Origin of the sequence: Nocardiopsis mangrovi (genome assembly GCF_042653925.1) — a bacterium.
Taxonomy (GTDB): domain Bacteria; phylum Actinomycetota; class Actinomycetes; order Streptosporangiales; family Streptosporangiaceae; genus Nocardiopsis_B; species Nocardiopsis_B mangrovi.
Genome location: NZ_JBHSFQ010000032.1, coordinates 1 through 17,033, shown reverse-complemented (window position 1 = coordinate 17,033; position 17,033 = coordinate 1). Strand labels below are relative to the sequence as shown.

The 17,033-nt window shown below is 71.8% G+C and carries 19 protein-coding genes; 9 read left to right on the top strand and 10 right to left on the bottom strand.

All coding sequences use genetic code 11. The annotated features are described in order from the left end of the window. Nucleotides 1-53: 53 nt before the first annotated feature. The 4 genes from ACFO4E_RS24725 to purS all read right to left on the bottom strand — a co-directional run bounded on the left by ACFO4E_RS24725 (nt 54) and on the right by purS (nt 2,301). A complete protein-coding gene (locus tag ACFO4E_RS24725; protein ID WP_378578719.1) occupies nt 54-554 on the bottom strand; it encodes a hypothetical protein in 501 nt (166 codons plus the stop codon). A gap of 40 nt (nt 555-594) precedes the next feature. Beyond that, on the bottom strand, nt 595-1,302 hold the full coding sequence (gene purQ, locus ACFO4E_RS24720; RefSeq protein WP_378578717.1) for a phosphoribosylformylglycinamidine synthase subunit PurQ: 708 nt from the start codon (nt 1,300-1,302) through the stop codon (nt 595-597). A gap of 196 nt (nt 1,303-1,498) precedes the next feature. Next, complete coding sequence (locus ACFO4E_RS24715) at nt 1,499-1,939, bottom strand: ATP-binding protein (protein WP_378578715.1); 441 nt, start codon at nt 1,937-1,939, stop codon at nt 1,499-1,501. 119 nt (nt 1,940-2,058) lie between these two features. Further along, nucleotides 2,059-2,301: a phosphoribosylformylglycinamidine synthase subunit PurS gene (gene purS / locus ACFO4E_RS24710; RefSeq protein WP_378578842.1), complete on the bottom strand. Its 243-nt coding sequence runs from the start codon at nt 2,299-2,301 to the stop codon at nt 2,059-2,061. A 267-nt stretch (nt 2,302-2,568) separates the two neighbouring features. Here purS and ACFO4E_RS24705 point away from each other — a divergent pair, with 267 nt between their 5' ends. From ACFO4E_RS24705 to ACFO4E_RS24690, 4 genes are all read left to right on the top strand, one after another. Then, entirely contained in the window at nt 2,569-3,168 is a 600-nt protein-coding gene (locus tag ACFO4E_RS24705) for a sigma-70 family RNA polymerase sigma factor (protein WP_378578713.1), read from the top strand. 415 nt (nt 3,169-3,583) lie between these two features. Beyond that, the gene (pdhA, locus tag ACFO4E_RS24700; protein WP_378578710.1) at nt 3,584-4,699 is read left to right on the top strand and encodes a pyruvate dehydrogenase (acetyl-transferring) E1 component subunit alpha; all 1,116 of its coding nucleotides are present in this window, start codon (nt 3,584-3,586) and stop codon (nt 4,697-4,699) included. Nucleotides 4,700-4,702: 3 nt separating this feature from the next. After that, on the top strand, nt 4,703-5,683 hold the full coding sequence (locus tag ACFO4E_RS24695) for an alpha-ketoacid dehydrogenase subunit beta (protein WP_378578707.1): 981 nt from the start codon (nt 4,703-4,705) through the stop codon (nt 5,681-5,683). Nucleotides 5,684-5,749: 66 nt separating this feature from the next. After that, nucleotides 5,750-7,096 carry a dihydrolipoamide acetyltransferase family protein gene (locus ACFO4E_RS24690; protein ID WP_378578705.1) on the top strand — a complete coding sequence of 449 codons (1,347 nt, stop codon included), beginning with the start codon at nt 5,750-5,752 and terminating at the stop codon, nt 7,094-7,096. A 76-nt stretch (nt 7,097-7,172) separates the two neighbouring features. Here ACFO4E_RS24690 and ACFO4E_RS24685 read toward each other — a convergent pair whose 3' ends face one another. Then, nucleotides 7,173-7,442, bottom strand: a complete 270-nt coding sequence (locus ACFO4E_RS24685; protein WP_378578702.1) for a nucleotidyltransferase domain-containing protein — start codon at nt 7,440-7,442, stop codon at nt 7,173-7,175. Continuing rightward, the gene (locus tag ACFO4E_RS24680; protein ID WP_378578700.1) at nt 7,439-8,722 is read right to left on the bottom strand and encodes a DUF418 domain-containing protein; all 1,284 of its coding nucleotides are present in this window, start codon (nt 8,720-8,722) and stop codon (nt 7,439-7,441) included. Before ACFO4E_RS24680 ends, ACFO4E_RS24685 begins: the two co-directional genes overlap by 4 nt. Nucleotides 8,723-8,863: 141 nt before the next feature. Here ACFO4E_RS24680 and ACFO4E_RS24675 point away from each other — a divergent pair, with 141 nt between their 5' ends. Next, the gene (locus ACFO4E_RS24675) at nt 8,864-9,634 is read left to right on the top strand and encodes a TetR/AcrR family transcriptional regulator (protein ID WP_378578698.1); all 771 of its coding nucleotides are present in this window, start codon (nt 8,864-8,866) and stop codon (nt 9,632-9,634) included. A 78-nt stretch (nt 9,635-9,712) separates the two neighbouring features. Here the strand turns inward: ACFO4E_RS24675 and ACFO4E_RS24670 are convergent, their stop codons facing one another. Further along, nucleotides 9,713-10,081, bottom strand: coding sequence for a hypothetical protein (locus tag ACFO4E_RS24670; protein WP_378578697.1), 369 nt, complete (start codon nt 10,079-10,081; stop codon nt 9,713-9,715). Between the two features lie 630 nt (nt 10,082-10,711). Beyond that, nucleotides 10,712-11,719, bottom strand: coding sequence for a PrsW family intramembrane metalloprotease (locus ACFO4E_RS24665; RefSeq protein ID WP_378578695.1), 1,008 nt, complete (start codon nt 11,717-11,719; stop codon nt 10,712-10,714). A gap of 265 nt (nt 11,720-11,984) precedes the next feature. On the opposite strand from ACFO4E_RS24665, the gene ACFO4E_RS24660 reads away from it, so the two are divergent. Both ACFO4E_RS24660 and ACFO4E_RS24655 read left to right on the top strand, forming a co-directional pair. Next, complete coding sequence (locus tag ACFO4E_RS24660) at nt 11,985-12,629, top strand: GntR family transcriptional regulator (RefSeq protein ID WP_378578693.1); 645 nt, start codon at nt 11,985-11,987, stop codon at nt 12,627-12,629. 50 nt (nt 12,630-12,679) lie between these two features. After that, the gene (locus ACFO4E_RS24655) at nt 12,680-13,945 is read left to right on the top strand and encodes an MFS transporter (protein WP_378578691.1); all 1,266 of its coding nucleotides are present in this window, start codon (nt 12,680-12,682) and stop codon (nt 13,943-13,945) included. Between the two features lie 3 nt (nt 13,946-13,948). On the opposite strand, the gene ACFO4E_RS24650 is transcribed toward ACFO4E_RS24655, so the two are convergent. After that, nucleotides 13,949-14,161, bottom strand: a complete 213-nt coding sequence (locus ACFO4E_RS24650; protein WP_378578689.1) for a DUF6458 family protein — start codon at nt 14,159-14,161, stop codon at nt 13,949-13,951. A 190-nt stretch (nt 14,162-14,351) separates the two neighbouring features. Next, a complete protein-coding gene (locus ACFO4E_RS24645) occupies nt 14,352-16,175 on the bottom strand; it encodes an acyl-CoA dehydrogenase (RefSeq protein ID WP_378578688.1) in 1,824 nt (607 codons plus the stop codon). A gap of 201 nt (nt 16,176-16,376) precedes the next feature. Here ACFO4E_RS24645 and ACFO4E_RS24640 point away from each other — a divergent pair, with 201 nt between their 5' ends. Next, the gene (locus ACFO4E_RS24640; protein WP_378578686.1) at nt 16,377-16,697 is read left to right on the top strand and encodes a hypothetical protein; all 321 of its coding nucleotides are present in this window, start codon (nt 16,377-16,379) and stop codon (nt 16,695-16,697) included. Between the two features lie 55 nt (nt 16,698-16,752). Next, nucleotides 16,753-17,033: hypothetical protein (locus ACFO4E_RS24635; RefSeq protein ID WP_378578685.1), on the top strand; the 281-nt coding region annotated here is incomplete at its 3' end.

Sequence of the window (17,033 nt, the reverse complement as noted above, 5' to 3'; positions counted from 1 at the left end):
GGTGCGGTGGCCGGCGGTGCGGGGCCCGGCGGGGCCTGCCGGTACCCGGCGGGTCACGGCACGGGTTCCTGGGCGTGGCCGAGCATCAGCCCCGCCGTGGAGCCGGGGGCGAAGGGCTCGGTGCTGCCCTGGAGCATGACGCTGCCGTCGGTCAGGTAGCTGTCGGCCATCGGCGCGTCGTCGGGGTCGTCCACTCCCGGCGGCGGGACCCGCGCCCACCCCTCGTCGAGCAGGTGGCCGTAGACGGTGTCGATGACCTCGGTGCCGTCGGCGGATTCGTCGTCGGCGGTGATCCCCACGAGCCGGAAGCACTCGCCGTTCTGGCACTGCTCGCCGAGGTCGGCGTAGGCGGCGCCGCCGGGCGCCTCGCCGATGGCGTCGAGCGGCGGCGCGGGCGGCCCGGACGGGGTCGCGCCGGCGCCGGGGGCGGCATCGGGCTGCGGAGGGGCGTTCAACGCGTTGAACAGGCCGACCGCCCCCGTTGCCACGAGGCCGAGGGTCACCAGGGCGGCCGTGATGTACATGGTCGCCCGTGAGCGCAGCAGGGCCAGCATCGTGGGAACGCCCCCCAGGGGTGTCGCGGGGTCGGGTGGGTCAGCCGGTCGGGGCGCCCGCCAGTGGGGAGCCCTCGGCCAGGTGGGCCAGGAGTGAGGTGAAGAACCCCAGGCCGTCGGTCGAGGGGCCGGTCAGCGCCTCGACGGCGTGCTCGGGGTGCGGCATGAGCCCGACGACGTTGCCGTGCTCGTTGGCGACCCCCGCGATGTCGCGCTGCGATCCGTTGGGGGCGGCGCCGGCGTAGCGGGCCACGATCCGGCCGGTGGCCTCGAGTTCGTCCAGGGTGGCGGGGTCGGCGACGTAGTTGCCCTCGCCGCTCTTGAGGACGACCAGGATCTCCTGGCCGGGGGTGTAGCGGTTGGTCCACGCGGTGCCGGCGGCCTCGATGCGCAGCACCTGGTCGCGGTTGATGAAGTGCAGCGACCGGTTGCGGGTGAGCGCGCCGGGCAGCAGGTGGCTCTCGCACAGGATCTGGAAGCCGTTGCAGATCCCCAGGACGGGCAGGTTGCCGGACGCGGCGGCCGGCACCAGCTCGGTCATGATGGGCGCGAACCGCGCGATGGCGCCGCAGCGGAGGTAGTCGCCGTAGGAGAAGCCGCCGGGCAGGACGACGGCGTCGACGCCCTTGAGGTCGGCGTCGTCGTGCCAGAGCGCGACCGGTTCGGCTCCGGCGATGCGGACCGCGCGTGCGGCGTCCCTGTCGTCGAGGGAACCGGGGAAGGTGACGACGCCCACACGGGCTGTCATGGGCACTCTCCGAAGTAAGTCGGCGGGAGTCTCGGGCGGAGGCGGCCGTCGCGACCGGCGCTTCCGCACACGAGGTTACCCGCTGACCTCGCCTCCCGGCGCCGCGAGGTGCGGACCCGCGGAGGGGCCCGCGGGCGCGGGCGCACGGGTCCCGCCCGCCACGCGGATGCGGCGGGCGGCACCCGGGGCCGGCGTCTCAGCAGAGGACGACCGTCGGGCGGTCCTGCTGCGCGGGTTCGAGGCCGTGCCGCAGGTGCGTGCTCAGCCGCACGGTGGTGCGGCCGTCGCCCGCGCCGTGGAAGGCGACCTCGTCGACCAGCTCCCGCATCATGAGAATGCCCCTGCCCGACTCGGAATCGAGTGCCGGCAGGGGCACGGTGGCCGCGCTGAACGCGGGCCCGCTATGGCTGACCTCCAGGACGCACGACCTGGAGTCGAGGTGTGTGGTGACGGTGTACTCCCGGGCGGGAGCACCGTGGTCGACGGCGTTGCTGCACGCCTCCGACGCCGCCAGCTGGATTTTGAATGCGCAGTCGTCGCAGATCCCGTTCGCGCGAAGCGCCTCGCCGAGGAAGTCCCGCATGACGGCGACGGTGTAGGCCTCGCGTGGGAGTGCGATCTCGAATCTCACGTCCATTGGCAAGAGTCCCCCACGAGCGATTCTTCTCTCTGTGGGAGAGTTCCCGAGGACGGATCGGTGAAACCGTCCTGAAGTGGACATGGGGCAGGTGGGGGCAGGTAGGGGCCGGTGAGGGGCTATTCGACGCGGAGGTCGAAGTCCTCGATCACGGGGTTGGCGAGCAAGGTCTCGGCCAGGCGCCGGATGTCGGCCAGCTTGGCGTCGTCGATGTCGCCGTCGACCTCGACCTCGAAGCGCTTGCCCTGGCGGACCTGGTCGATACCGTCGAAACCGAGGCGCCCGCAGGCCCCCACGATCGCCTGGCCCTGGGGGTCCAGGATCTCCGGCTTGAGCATGACGTCAACGACGACGCGGGCCACGGGGTCCTCCACAGTTGTGCCGCACTTCACTGCCACGGGCTGACGCCTTCCGCACACGGGGGAAGGGGCAGGGAAAGCGTACGACACCTGCATACATGCCGCCGCCCGACGGGGATCGCGGGGGGTTCTTTACCGCACCTTCACGTGTCCGGAGGCAGGATTCGGCGTTTGGTGACACTCATCACGTAGGTCGATGTCATCATTGGGCGGCTTTCCATACGTCTATCAGAGAGAAGCGCATCATCAGGTCGTCCCTAAGGGGGAAATTTGGCGACCATCGAACGACAGCGCACCGAGAGCGCGGAGAACACCCAGGACCTGGACTTCGTCACGGCGGTCACGCCGTACGCGGACCAGCTCTACCCGACCGCGCTGCGCATGACCCGCAACACCGCCGACGCCGAGGACCTGGTCCAGGAGACCTTCGCCAAGGCGTTCGCGAACTTCCACCAGTTCCGGGCCGGGACCAACCTGCGGGCCTGGCTGTACCGGATCCTCACCAACACCTTCATCAACGGCTACCGCAAGAAGCAGCGCGAGCCGCGCCAGGACTCCACCGACGAGATCAAGGACTGGCAGCTCGCGGCGGCCGACACGCACGCGTCCTCCGGGTCGCGCTCGGCCGAGACCGAGGTGCTCGACCACCTGCCGGACTTCGCCATCCGCCAGGCGCTGGCGCAGCTGCCGGAGGAGTTCCGGCTCGTCGTCTACCTCATCGACATCGAGGGCTACTCCTACAAGGAGGTGGCGGCCCGCATGGGCACGCCGCTGGGCACCGTGATGTCGCGCCTGCACCGCGCCCGCAGGCAGCTGCGCGAGCAGCTCGCGGACTACGCCCGGGAGCGCGGGTTCGCCGTGGCGGCCTGAGGCCGCCCGCCCCGCAGGGGGCGGTGCTGACCCCCGCCCCGCGGGTGGGCCGGGCCGACCGGCCGGCCGTCCGCGCCCGAGAAATCAACTACGTAGAGTGACATTCCCCCCGTTGCTCCGTCACCTTTCCCAGGTGCGCCCCCGCGCCCGTCCGCCGTTCGTCGGTCGTCCGATTTTTTCTTCGGACGGCCTTGAAAATGGTTGGAAGTCCTGGTAGTTGCGCTTTCAGGGTTCTCGGGGATCATGAGGCGACAGCCGAAAAGGTGCCGCTGAGGGCTTGCGCCGCACGTGGTGAGTTCTGTCACGATGTCGGTAGGGCTGCCCGTCCATACCCGTTACCCCGGGTGATCGGGCAGAGATCCGGCCGACCAGCGGCACCCCGCGAAGTCGGCCCTGAGAACCCGAGGAGCGACAGGTGTCGAACAACACCGCGCAGGAGGAACCGGAGCTCGTCCAGCTCCTGACCCCCGAAGGGAAGCTGAAGGACCACCCCGACTACCCGCTCGACATCAGCGCCGAAGACGTCCGCGCCCTCTACCGCGACCTCGTGCTCGTGCGCCGCATCGACACCGAGGCGGTGGCGCTCCAGCGCCAGGGCGAACTGGGCCTGTGGGCCTCACTGCTGGGCCAGGAGGCGGCGCAGATCGGCTCCGGGCGCGCCCTGCGCCCCGACGACGTGGTCTTCCCCTCCTACCGCGAGCACGGCGTGGCCTGGTGCCGCGGCGTCGCACCGCGGGCCCTGCTCAGCACCTGGCGCGGCACCACCAACGGCGGGTGGGACCCCCACGAGCACAACTTCCACCTCTACACGATCGTCATCGGGGCCCAGACCCTGCACGCCACCGGCTACGCCATGGGCGTGCAGCGCGACGGCGCGGTCGGCGAGGACGGCACCGCGGTCATCGCCTACTTCGGCGACGGCGCCACCAGCCAGGGCGACACCAACGAGGCGTTCAACTTCGCCGCGGTCAACAACGCCCCCGTCGTCTTCTTCTGCCAGAACAACCAGTGGGCCATCTCCGAGCCCAGCGAGCGCCAGGCCCGGGTGCCGCTGTACCGGCGCGCCGCCGGTTTCGGCTTCCCCGGCGTGCGCATCGACGGCAACGACGTCTTCGCCTCGCTGGCGGTCACCCGCGCCGCCCTCCAGCACGCCCGCGAGGGGCAGGGCCCGATGCTGGTCGAGGCGTTCACCTACCGCATGGGCGCCCACACCACAAACGACGACCCCACCCGCTACCGCGTCTCGGCGGAGCTGGAGGAATGGAAGGCCAAGGACCCCATCGCGCGGGTGCGCGCCTACCTCGACGGCGAAGGGCTCGCCGACGACGCGTTCTTCGCGTCGATCGACGAGGAGGCCGACCGGATCGGCGAGGACCTGCGCCGCGACTGCCGCGCACTGCCCGACCCCGAGCCGCTGGACATCTTCCGCGAGGTCTACGCGGAGCCCAACGTCCACATCGACCGCCAGCGCGCGGAGTTCGCCGACTACCTGGCCTCCTTCGAGGACGCCGCCGCGGAAGGGGCCCGGTAAGCCATGACGACCACCCTCACGATCGGCAAGGCGATCAACGCGGGCCTGCGCCGCGCCATGGAGAACGACCCCAAGGTCCTGGTCATGGGCGAGGACGTCGGCAAGCTCGGCGGCGTGTTCCGCGTGACCGACCAGCTCTACAAGGACTTCGGCGCCGACCGCGTCATCGACACCCCCCTCGCGGAGTCGGGCATCATCGGCACCGCCATCGGGCTGGCCCTGCGCGGCTACCGCCCGGTGTGCGAGATCCAGTTCGACGGCTTCTTCTTCCCCGCCACCAACCAGACCTTCACCCAGCTCGCCAAGTTGCGGCGCCGCTCCGAAGGCGCCCTGCGGGTCCCGGTCGTCGTGCGCATCCCCTACGGCGGCGGGATCGGCGCGGTCGAGCACCACAGCGAGTCCCCCGAGGCCTACTTCGCCCACACGGCCGGGCTGCGGGTCATCACCGTCGCCAACGCCGTGGACGCCTACTGGATGATCCAGCAGGCGATCGTCTCCGACGACCCCGTGGTGTTCTTCGAGCCCAAGCGGCGCTACTACGACAAGGCCGACATCGACACGGAGGCCGGCCTCGGGTCGGCCGCGCCCATGGGTGCGGCGCGCGTCGCCCGCTCGGGCACCGACATCACGCTGCTCGCCTACGGCCCCATGGTCAAGACCGCCCTGCAGGCCGCCGAGGCCGACACCGACCACGACATCGAGGTCATCGACCTGCGCTCGCTGGCGCCCGTCGACTACGACACCGTCGAGGAGTCCGTGCGCCGCACCGGCCGGCTGGTGGTCACCCACGAGGCGCCCGTCAGCCACGGCGTGGGCGCCGAGATCGCCGCCCGGATCACCGAGTCCTGCTTCTACCACCTGGAGGCACCCGTCATCAGGGTCGGCGCGTTCGACACCCCCTACCCGCAGTCCCGGCTGGAGGAGCACTACCTGCCGGACCTGGACCGGGTGCTCGACGGCGTCGACCGCGCGTTCGCGTTCTAGGCAACCGGGATTCAGAGAGGCAGGCGACAGGTGAACACGGTTCAGCGAGGTGTGCGGGAATTCCGGTTGCCCGACGTCGGCGAGGGCCTGGTCGACGCGGAGATCCTGCAATGGTTCGTGCAACCCGGCGACGAGGTCACCGTCAACCAGGTGATCTGCGAGATCGAGACCGCCAAAGCCGCGGTGGAGCTGCCCAGCCCCTACGCGGGGACGGTGCACGCGGTGCTGGTCGAGGCCGGGCGGACGGTCGACGTCGGCACCCCGATCATCGCCGTCGACGACGGCACGGGGGGCGACGCGGCGGACGGGCCCGAGGAGGTCCGCGAGAAGCCGCTCGTGGGCTACGGCGAGAAGGCCGCCTCGACCCGGCGGCGTCCGCGCCGGCGCCCCGCGCCGGGCGGCGCGGAACGCGCCGCCGTCGCCGCCTCGCCGGCGCCCGCTCCGGTGCCGCGGTCCGTTCCCGAGGCGCCCGCCGCACCGGTGGCACCGGCCCCGGCGGCGCTCAACGGGGGTGCCGTGGCGGTGCTCGCCAAGCCGCCGGTGCGCAAGCTCGCCAAGGATCTCGGGGTGGACCTCCGGTCGGTCGCCCCGACGGGCAAGGACGGGATCATCACCCGCGACGACGTCCAGCGGGCCGCGGAGCCGGCCGCGCCGGCCGCCGCGGAGTCCCCGGCCGCGCCCGAACCGGCGGGGGCCGCGGGCGCGGGGGCCCGCGAGGAGCGCATCCCCGTCAAGGGGGTGCGCAAGCACACCGCGGCCGCGATGGTGCGCAGCGCCTTCACCGCTCCGCACGTCACCGAATTCCTCCAGGTCGACGTCACCAAGACGATGAAGACGGTGCGCAAGCTGCGCGAACGCCCGGAGTTCGACGGGCTCAAGGTCTCGCCGCTGCTGCTCGTGGCCCGCGCGCTGCTCACCGCCGTGCGCAGGTACCCCGAGGTCAACGCCTCGTGGGACGACGACGCACAGGAGATCGTCGTCAAGCGCTACGTCAACCTGGGGATCGCGGCGGCTACGGAGCGCGGCCTGGTCGTCCCCAACATCAAGGACGCCCACACCAAGGCGCTCCCGCAACTCGCCGCCGACCTCCAGGAGCTCACGGCCACCGCCCGCGCGGGCAGGACGGCTCCGGCCGACATGAGCGGCGGCACCATCACCGTCACCAACGTCGGCGTGTTCGGTGTCGACGCGGGGACCCCCATCATCAACCCGGGCGAGGCGGCCATCCTCGCCTTCGGGCAGATCCGCGACCTGCCCTGGGTGCACAAGGGGGAGCTCGCGGTGCGCAAGGTGACCACCCTGTCGCTCTCCTTCGACCACCGCCTGGTCGACGGAGAGCTGGGGTCCAAGGTGCTGCGCGACGTCGGCGCGATGCTGGAGGACCCCAAGACGACGGCCCTCATCTGGAGCTGAGCCCGTCCGACCCCGGCTCCGTTGAGCGCACCATCGGGCCGCCCCTCCGGGGGCGGCCCTTCTGCACGCGCGGCGTTCAGGCCGGCGGCCGCGGCCGCAGCCGGCCGGGGGGATCGGCGGCCCACGGCTCCCAGCCGCGGAGCGCGTGCCGCACGGCCGACCGGCCGCGGGGCGGCAGCCGGACGTCGAGGTCGCCGTGGGAGCGCAGCGGGCGGCCCACGGCCATCTCGATGGCGATTCCCCCCGCCACCCACCCGGGGACCGTGAGGCGGCCGAAGAGCGCGGCCGCCTCCGCGGGCGGAAGGGGCTCCCACGGGTCCAGGGGCGGGTTCGGGGCGTCGATCATGGCCGCGGCTCCGCGGGCACCGGTGCGGGCTCGTGGGGGCGTTCCACGCGGCCGTAGACGAGCCGGCGCAGGACGGCCTCGGCGGGACCGCGCCACCCCTTGCGTTCCAGGGCGTAGGCGCCGGCAACGGTCAGCAGCCACACGCCGAAGGCGAAGAGGGCCACGGTGGCGCTGCCCATGACCGCGCCGAGGCCGAGCCCCCACGCCGCGAGCACCGGTGCGAACACCAGCGAATGGGCGAGATAGCAGGACAGCGACCGCCTGCCCACCGCGGCCACCGCCGTGACGGCGGTGCCCTGCCGCAGCCGTACCGGCAGGGCGCGGCACGCCAGCACCACCGCGGCGACGTAGCCGAGACCGCCGAACACGCCGGTCACGGTCTGGATCGCGGCGAACGGGCCCGCTTCGACGATCATCGCGGCCGGGACGTCGATGGCGCCGACGTGCGCGAGGGCTTGGGGAAGGCCGCCAGCCCAGCCCACGGCGACGCCGGCCACGGCGGTCGTGCGCAGGAGCGTGAGGTGCCGCTCCGGCTCCTCCAGCACCCGGTTCCGTGCCGCCCAGAAGCCGAGAAGCATGACGGTGTGGAAGGAGAAGCCGAGCAGGCCGCCGCCGAACGCGACGAACAGCCAGGTGGACAGCCGGGTCCCCACGGCGGCGAGCGCGTCGGGCTCGTTCGAGGCGTAGTAGACGGTGGAGGGGACGACGCCGGACCCGTCCGGGTCACCCGGCACCGTGCCGTAGGCGCCGAGGGCGCTGGTCACGATCAGGAGCAGGAACAGCACGCCGGCGCCCACGAGCATCGTGCGGTCGGTGCGGCGGAGGAAGAGCATGCCGGCGACCAGGCTCGCGACACCGTAGGCGCCCAGGATGTCCCCGGCCATCAGCAGGGCGGCGTGTGCGAAGCCGAAGACGATCAGCCACACGCCGCGCCGGCGCAGGAGTGCGGCGGCCCCCCGCTCGGAGGTCCCGGCCGCCGTCTGGCGGCGGAACAGCTGCATCATCCCGTAGCCGAACAGGAAGGCGAACAGGGGATAGGTGCGCATGTCGAGGGCGGTGATCATGGCGAACTGCGCGACGCGGTCGAGTGCCGATCCGTCCACCGGGTGCCAGCCGCTGGGGCCGTGCTGTGCGGCGTAGAGGTGGAAACCGGTGTTGGAGAGCACGATCAGCAGGAGCATCAGCCCGCGGGCGACGTCGGGGGCGAGTACGCGTTCGCCGGAGCGCACGGAGCCGCGCTGCGGCCGTCGCAGGGGTGGGACGGCGGGTTCGTCGGTCATGGGGGTTCGTTCTCCTCTGCGAGATGGCGCTGGGCGGATACCGGGACCGTCCGGGGGCCGGGGCACGGGCCGGACGACCGCCTACTCCGAACATCGTTCGATGTACTCCGAACGCTATACGGAGTTTTAGGATGAGGCAAGATGATCAGCGACGAGAACACCGGCACCGACCCGACCCGCGCCCTTGAGCTGCTGTGGGGCACGCGCGAGCGGCCGAGCCGCGGACCGCGCCAGGGGCTCACCCTCGACCGGATCGTCGACGCGGCGATCGCGATCGCCGACTCCGACGGCCTGGCCGCCCTGTCGATGCGCAAGGTCGCCGCCCGGCTGGAGGTCGGGACCGCGACCCTCTACACCTATGTGCCGGGCAAGACCGAGCTGTACGCGCTCATGCTCGACAAGATCGTCGGCTCGGGCGCGCTGCCGCACACCCTCCCGGGCGACTGGCGTGAGCGGTTCGAGAGGCAGGCGCGCGAGGACTGGCGGGACTTCCGGGAGCACCCCTGGGTGCTGCGGCTCGCGTCCGACCGGCCCGTCCCGGGCCCGAACACGCTCGCCTGGTTCGACTCCGCGGTGCGCACGCTCGACGGGACCGGCCTGACCGGCCCGGAGAAGGCCACGGTGGTCGAGGTCGTCGACGGGTATGTGCGCGGGCTGGCGCGCACCTCACTGGACGCCTCCGAGGCGGAACGCCGGTCCGGGGTGTCGGAGGGTACGTGGACGTCGCTGACCGACGGATTCCTCGCGCGGCACGTCGACTTCTCGCGCTATCCGCACCTGGCCGGGGCGACCATGGCGTCCGGCATGCCGGGACCCGAGGAGATCTTCGAATTCGGCCTCCAGCGCCTGCTCGACGGCATCGAGGAGATCATCCGGAGCAGGGCCGCGCGGTCCGCCGGTGCGCCGGAGTGACCCGGGAGGCCGTCGGGCGCGAGGGCGCCGCCGGGCGCCGGGAGCGCGCCGGCGGAAGAGGACCGCGGGGAGTGCGGATCAGGCGGCGGTGAGCGCCGCGTGGTGGCGTCCGCGCTGGAACGTGCGGCGGCGCGGGTAGGGGTTGAGCAGCGCGGCGGCGCCGGCGGGGTCGCTCGCGGGGTGGGTGATGGTGGCCCCGAGCGTGTCGTTCCAGACGAACTTGCCGTCGCGGCACCAGACGTTGATGCCGCGCATGACCGAGATGACGGCGAGTTCGCTGGTGCCCGCGCGGTACATGGGCCGGGCGGCGACCGCCACCAGCTCGTACCAGAGCGCCGTGATGGCGCGCTCGGCGCAGAAGGCGTGCCGTGGTCTGTGCTTGACCCTGTTCGCCAGAGCCGATTTGACGCGGTCGGCCCGGGGATTGTTCAAACGCCAGTGACTCAAAGCGACGTCTCCTGAAGTGATCGGGTACCGCGGACGGGGGTGCCGCTCCATCGATGCGGCCACTCGCGCGCGGCCGGACCATAGGTGCAAACCTGTGATCTCCACGAAGTTGGGCGGCAACTGAGGTTGTCGTTACCTCCCGGTTATTCTTCGCGCTCCGGATAGTAGCAGGAAGAGACCCCTAGGGGTCGACCCCGAGAATTGTGGTCCATGTCACATGAAACAGGGTTGGCCGGCCGGGGTGGGGGAGATGTTTTCGCAGCTCACGGCCCATGATTCGAAGATATGACCCAAGTGTCCGGCGTGTCGGGTTATCCGGTGATATCCCCGAAGTGATAAAGGCCCGCGGGTGGCGGGCGGAGCGCTCTGCGACAGGGTCGTCGCCGACGGCTACGGCCTGTTCGGAGGGTGTCGGAGCCCCTTTGCCGCGACGGCGCCGCCGCGGCCGTCCGCGCCCCTCGGCCGGCGGGTCGCGGCGCGGCGGAACGCGGCGGGATTCGTCACTGATAGTGACGGAGCGCCATCGGCCGTCCGGCGGGAGCGGGGTCGTTCCGGTGCGGTGGCACATGTGTGCGCGCACTCGCCGCGGCGCGCCGGATCCGTCCCATAGGGGCGGGTCCGGCCGGCCGCTCAGAACGTGCCCGACGTGCCGCCGTCCCGCCGCGGGGGGAGGGGGCCCGGGGGATCGCCCGGCCCGTCCGTGTCCTCGGGCCCGTTCGCGGCCGGCCCGCCGGGGCGACGGCCGCCCGGCGGCCGGGTCCGCGCCACCAGGGCCCACAGCCACGCGATCCCCACGGCCGCGACCGCGAGGAGGCCCAGGACGTCGAGGATGAGGATGAGGGCGGCCTGCCCCGGTGTGGCGTCGGGCATCCGTCCCGCGTGCGGCAGGTACTCCTGCCACGGCAGCCCGGTGAGGACGAGGGTCGCGATGATCGCCAGCCCGTGCACGGAGTCCCAGAGGGCGTGCAGCAGGGCCACGCCCACCAGCGTCGCGAGGACGCCGCCCGTGACGTGCCACCGCCGCCCGGGTGAGGCGGCGAACAGCACCCCGCCGACGACGGCCGTCCACAGCCCGTGGCCCACGGGTGTGAGCAGGCCCCGCAGCACCTCGGTCTCCACCAGCGACAGCAGGTCGAACCCCCGGTTGGTCACCAGGGAGTTCAGGGCGTAGCCCGCGCTTTCGAACGCCGCGAACCCGAACCCGACGGCGGCGCCCAGGACCAGACCGTCGCGCGGCGTGCGGCGGGCCATGCCGCGCGCGACGAACACGAGTGCGAGCAGCTTCACCGTCTCCTCGATCACCCCCACCCCGACGTACCGGAGGGGCGAGGGCGACAGCAGGTAGGTCTCCAGCAGTGACGCGCCCAGGACGCCGAGCACGCCGCCGATGACGAAGGCGGAGAACAGCAGTTCGACGGTGACGTGCGCGCCGGTGTCGTGCTCATGGGCCCAGGCGACGAACGTCACCGGCACCAGGAAGCTGCCGAGGAGCACGATCGTGGGGAGCGGCGTGGTGTTGGCGGTGAGGAAGGTGACCAGCACGGTCGCGATCCACAGCGCGAATCCGGTCAGGAAGATCTTCGGCCAGGCCCGTTGCGCACGGGCGGCGGCCGGCGTGTGCGGCGCCTGCACGGCCACCCCCTCTTCCCTGTCCGCTCGGCGGCGCGGGCGGGCCCGGCCGCGGGCCGGGGCCGCCCGATCGCGTCATCGTCACACGCCGCCGCTGCGGTCCCGGGGCCGCTCCCTGCCCGATGGCGAGAACTGCCCGGCCCTTGGCACAGGTTTTCCCGCGCGGATGCGAGAGCGGGGTGAGCGCCGGGTGGGACGTCGGTGAGGGGCGCTCCGGGCCGGTCGCGACCCGGCCGGACGTATGGCGACAAGGCGGGGCTAACATAGATACAACATGCATACAACGCCATCCGCCACCGATCGGGCCTATCGGTACACCAAGGACGCCATCCTCACCCGCAGGTACGCGGGCGGCGAACTCGTGAGCGAGGGCGCCATCGCCGATGGCGTGGGGGTCTCGCGCACGCCCGTCCGCGAGGCGCTGCTGCGCCTCGAGGCCGAAGGGCTCGTCCGCCTCTACCCCAAGCGCGGCGCGCTGATCGTGCCCGTGTCGCAGGCCGAGATCGACGACGTCATCGAGACCCGCCGGCTCATCGAGGGCTACACCGCCGAGCGCGCGGCCGCCGCGGAGCCCCAAGAGCGCGCGGCGCTCGCCGGACTCCTCAGCGGGCTCCTCGACCGGATGCGCGTCGAGGCGGAGGCGGACCGCCGGGCGTTCATCGTCGCCGACCGCGACTTCCACCGGGCGATCGTGGCGGCCGCCGGCAACGAGATCTTCGTGACGCTCTACGACTCACTGCGCGACCGGCAGCTGCGGATGATGGAAGAGGGGACCCGCACGGTGGCCCGCATGCGCGCCAACATCGAGGAGCACGGCGTGATCCTGGCCGCCGTCCGCGACGGCGACCCCGCCGCCGCCCGCGGCGCCGTCCAGGCGCACATGGACGCCGCGGCGCGCCTGCTGGGAGCCCGCCGGTGAGCGCCGATGCAACGGGGGAACGGTTACGGGGCCGGTCATCCGGTGATGGGGTGACGCCTTCTTCCTCTTCCCCCGCCAACACGGCCCCCGCCCGCCCGGCCGAACCCCCGGGCGGTGCGCGCGCCTGGCTGGTATGGGGGATCGCGGTCGGCGTCTACTTCCTGGCCATGTTCCACCGCAACGGGATGGCCGTGGCCGCGCTGGAGACGCAGCAGCGCTTCGACGTGGGCCCGGCCCTGCTCTCCATGCTGCCGATGGTGCAGCTCCTGGTCTACGTCGTGCTCCAGGTCCCCGCGGGGCTCATGGCCGACCGCATCGGGCCCCGGGCGTCGCTGCTGATGGGGCTGGCCGCGATGGCGGCGGGCGTCGCCATGTTCGCGATCGCCCCCGACATCCGGGTCGCGATCGCCGGGCGGGTGCTCATCGGCCTCGGCGACGCGGTGACGTTCCTCAACGTCATCCGGATCGGCGCCCTGTGGTTCCCCCGCGCGCGCTACGCCCTGGTCAGCTCGCTCACCGGGCTGGTCGGCGGTATCGGCCAGGTCGCCAGCGTCGCCCCGTTGTCCGCGGCCCTCCACGGCCTGGGCTGGACGTGGGCGTTCCTCGGCGCGTCGGCGGTCAGCCTGGTGATGATGGTGCTGGTGCTGCTGGCCGTCCGCGACCACCCGTACGGGAGGGGCGGTGCGCCCGCCCACGCCCCGGTGAAGGCGTGGACGAGCATCACCGAGGCGCTGAAGGCGCGCGGGCCGCGGGTCGGCATGGCCCACCACGCCGCGGTCATGGCGCCCTACACCATGCTCGCGGTGCTCTGGGGGTACCCGTTCCTGGTCGAGGGCGTGGGGATCGCGCCCTCGACGGCCGGGCTGCTGCTGTCGGGCCTGGGGATGGGGGTGCTGTGGCTCTCGCCCCTGCTGGGCGCCCTGGTCGGCAGGACACCCGGGATCCGGCGGCCGTTCGCCATGGCGCTGGTGGCCCTGTTCGCCGTCGCTTGGACGCTCCTGGTGGCCTGGCCGGGCGGCCTGCCGCCCACCGGGGTGGTCGTCGCCGTCCTCGTGGTCAGCGCCGCCGGCCAGGTCATGGCGCCCGCGCTGTCCTTCGACTTCGCACGCGACGGCCTGCCCGCGCACCGCACCGGCGTGGCGTCGGGACTGGTGAACATGAGCGGGTTCACCACAACAGTGGTCGCGACCGTCAGCGCCGGGGTGATCCTCCAGGCGGGCGGGGGCTTCCAGGCGGCGTTCATCCCGGTCGCCGCCACCACGGTGGTCTCCGCGGCGGTCACCGTCGCGATGCTGTGGCGCTACCCCAGGCCCTGACGGTCACAGCAGGTCGGTATCGCTCCGCGGGCGCGGACGCTCCTCGTCGCGTCCGCGCGTCACCATCACCACGAGGGTGAGGACGATGACGGCGGCACCGGCGAGCATGAAGATCACGCCGATGGCCCCGAGGTCCAACGCGGCGATGTCGGCGGTGATGCCGTACCTCAGTACCGCCCCGACGACGATCAGGAAGATTCCGAGCCCGATTCCCATCTGCTGCCTCCGCTGGGGGGTGGCGAGTAGCGCGCTTCCCTCTTGGCTTACCCCGTTGCGCGTCCGGATCACGGCGCGCAACGGGGCGGTGTCGGTGGCGGAGCCGAGGGGCCGGAGGCGTGGGCGGTCGGTCGGCGCCCTCGCCCCCGGCCCGTGGAGCGCACCCCTGGTGGGGCAGGGGTACGGCGGGTCAGAAGGCCGACTCGGGGACGTCCATCAGGTCCAGCGCGGTGTTCTCCGCGATCGCGCGCTCGGCCGCGACACGGGGCAGGACCTGGTCGGCGAAGAACCGCGCCGCGGCGATCTTGCCCGTGTAGAAGTCGGCGTCGGCCGGTCCGGCGCCGTCGATGGCGGCCAGGGCGACCTCGGCCTGGCGCAGCAGCAGCCAGCCCAGCACCACGTCGCCCACCGCCATGAGCAGCCGGGTCGTGTTCAGCCCGACCTTGTACAGCTCCCGGGGGTCTTCGGCGGAGCCGAGCGCGTGCCCGACCATGATCTCGACGATCTTCTCGACGTCGGCGGCGGCGTCGGCCAGCGCGGCGCGCTCCTCCTTCAGGCGCCCGTTCCCGGCCTCGCCCCCGGCGAACCCCTTGATCTCGCCCATCAGCGCGCCGAACGCCTGGCCGTTGTTGCGCACGATCTTGCGGAAGAAGAAGTCCTGCGCCTGGATCGCCGTGGTGCCCTCGTAGAGGGTGTCGATCTTGGCGTCGCGGATGTACTGCTCGATCGGGTAGTCCTGGAGGTACCCGGACCCGCCGAGGGTCTGGAGCGACTCCGCGAGCAGCGCGTAGGAGCGCTCCGATCCCACCCCTTTGACGATCGGCAGCAGCAGGTCGTTGAGGGCGTCGGCGGCGGAGTGGTCCGTGCCGCCGTGCTCGGCGATCTGCACCGCGTCCTGCTGGGTGGCGGTGTAGACGACCAGGGCGCGCAGCGCCTCGGCGTACGCCTTCTGCGTCATGAGGCTGCGGCGCACATCGGGGTGGCGCGTGATGGCCACGCGGGGTGCCGTCTTGTCGGCCATCTGCGTGAGGTCGGCGCCCTGCTTGCGCTCCTTGGCGTACTCCAGGGCGTTGAGGTAGCCGGTCGACAGCGTGGCGATGGCCTTCGTGCCGACCATCATCCGGGCGTTCTCGATGACGAGGAACATCTGCCGGATGCCGTCGTGCTTGTCGCCGACCAGGTAGCCGATCGCGGGGTGCTCGGCGCCGAACGTCAGCTCGCAGGTGGTCGACGCCTTGAGGCCCATCTTGTGCTCGACGTTGGTGACGTAGGCGCCGTTGCGCTCGCCGAGCGACCCGTCCTCGTTCACCAGGAACTTCGGCACCAGGAACAGCGACAGCCCCTTGGTGCCCGGCTTGGCGCCCTCGGGGCGCGCGAGCACCAGGTGGAAGATGTTCTCGGTCATGTCCTGCTCGCCGGACGTGATGAACCGCTTGACGCCGTCGATGTGCCAGGTGCCGTCGCCCTGGTCGACCGCCTTCGTGCGGCCCGCGCCGACGTCGGAGCCCGCGTCGGGCTCGGTGAGCACCATGGTGGCGCCCCAGCCGTTGTCGACGGCCTGCCGGGCGAACCGCTTCTGGGCGTCGTTGCCCTCGCGGTAGAGGACGTTGGCGAACCCGGGGCCGGCCGCGTACATGTGCACGGCGGGGTTGGCGCCGAGGATGAGTTCGGCGGTCGCCCAGGCCAGCGACCGCGGCGCGCCCATGCCGCCCAGCTCCGGGAGGAGGTCCAGGTTGAACCAGCCGGCGTCCATGTAGGCGCGGTAGGACTTCTTCAGGCTCTCGGGGAGGGCGACGGTCCGGGTGGCCGGGTCGTAGACCGGCGGGTTGCGGTCGGCGTCCTCGAACGACGCGGCGACGACCCCGGTGGCGAGCCGGTCGACCTCGTCGAGAATCGTGCGGGCCGTGTCCTCGTCCAGCTCCTCGAACGGGCCCTCACCCAGCACGTCCTGGCGCCTGAACACCTCAAACAGGTTGAATTCGAGGTCACGGAGGTTGCTCTTGTAATGCGTCATGGCGCGCTCCGCCGTCTCCTGTCCGCTGTGCCCGGGGCACACGCGATCTACTGACTGGTAACAATTCGATGTTACTACCCAGTAGAGCGGGATGCCAGCGACACCCGGCGCGAATCAACCATGAACCTCTCATCTGGTGGCCTAATCGCTCATTGCGTCACGCTGAATGTTCTGTCGGTGACCCTCGGTAGCCTGCGGCGCATGCCCTCATACGAGCATGAGGTCCTCATCGACCTCTTCCGCCAAGAACCGGAGCTGGCCCCGGAGGTGCTGTCCGGCATCCTCGGAGTCGATGTTCCCGACCACACCAAGACCGACGTCGAGAACGTCGACCTGACCGACGTCCGACCCACCGAGTACCGGGCCGACATGGCCATCAGCGTCAGCAACAAGGACCGCGAGATGGCGATCATCATCGAGGTCCAGCGCGCGCGGAACAACGCCTGCGGCGACGTCGACCAGCTCAACGAGTGGATGCGTCGCGCCATCACGGCGGAGGCGGTCGATGACCTCTTTGCCTGACTCCGACTGGAAGTGCCTCGGTGAATGGATGGGGCCGGATGGACCCCGTCGCCTGATGACACTCATACCCGATCGGTTCAAGGCGCTGCCGCCCGACCAGCAGTGGGACAGCGATTTCGGGCGGATGCAGAGGGTCACCGCCGAGATGATCGCCGTGGCCAAGATCGAGGCGCACGAACGCGAGCAGTCGGTCCTCGATCTGCTGGGTGCTAGGGCGTGTCTGGAAACCGGGTCATGTAGGGATGAACGGCATCACAACGGCATAGTCGGGCGTGTCACCCCGCAGATGAGTGAAGCCTCCGGTAGACGGGTCAACGACCAAGAAGACCTTGTCAG